A 956-nucleotide genomic window follows, 5' to 3' on the forward strand; every position below is an offset into this window, starting at 1 on the left:
CATATAGATTCGATTATGATAGTCTGAGAGAGTACTTATCCGAAAGGAGTGTTCATCTTGGGTCATATCATTCCGGAAATGACGTTAAATGACGGTTTGAAGCTGCCGGTGGTCGGGCTGGGAACCTACACGCTCCGTGGCAGCGAAGGTGTGCAGTCAATCGTTCACGCGATCCGCTCCGGCTATCGTTTGCTGGATTCCGCGTATAACTACGAGAACGAGGGAACGGTTGGTGAGGCGGTAAGGCGTTCTGCGGTACCGAGGGAAGAGCTGATCATCACGTCCAAGCTGCCCGGGCGTTACCACACGTACGATAAAGCGGTCAAGGCGATCCAGGAATCGTTGTACCGGGCGCAGCTGGATTACTACGATCTGTATTTGATTCATTGGCCCAATCCGATTCAAGGGCATTACGTGGAAGCGTGGCAAGCTCTAATCGACGCCCGAAAATGGGGGCTGATCCGCTCCATCGGCGTCAGCAATTTCTTGCCGGACCACCTGGACCGCCTGATCGAGCAAACGGGCGTGACGCCAAGCGTAAACCAGATTGAGCTGCATCCGTTCTTTAATCAGGCCGAGCAGCGCAAATATCATGAAGCGCACGGAATCGTCACGGAATCCTGGAGCCCGCTGGCCCATGGCAATGAGGTGTTGCAGCATGAGACGCTCCGGCAAATCGCCGAACGGCATGGCAAGTCGGTGTCCCAAATTATTTTGCGTTGGCATTATCAGCTGGGCGCTGTATCCATCCCGAAATCGGCCTCTGCAGCTCGGCAGATCGAGAACCTCACGATCTTTGACTTTACATTGGACGAGGAAGAGATGAAGCAGATCAATGGCTTATCCCGTCCGGACGGGCGGATTAGAAACCAGGATCCTGCCGTTTACGAAGAATTTTAATATTTACGCGTACCCCCGAAAACGAACGAGCCGCAGGAGTAAATTCCTGCGGCTCA

1 protein-coding gene is annotated in these 956 nt (G+C 53.6%); it reads left to right on the top strand.

Annotation, left to right across the window (positions count from 1 at the left end; all coding sequences use genetic code 11):
• The first annotated feature begins 57 nt into the window (after nucleotides 1-57).
• Complete coding sequence (locus POTG_RS09980; RefSeq protein WP_009224699.1) at nucleotides 58-900, top strand: aldo/keto reductase; 843 nt, start codon at nucleotides 58-60, stop codon at nucleotides 898-900.
• The last annotated feature ends 56 nt before the right edge of the window (nucleotides 901-956 follow it).

It is taken from the genome of Paenibacillus sp. oral taxon 786 str. D14 (assembly GCF_000159955.1).
Classification (GTDB): Bacteria; Bacillota; Bacilli; order Paenibacillales; family Paenibacillaceae; genus Fontibacillus; species Fontibacillus phoenicis.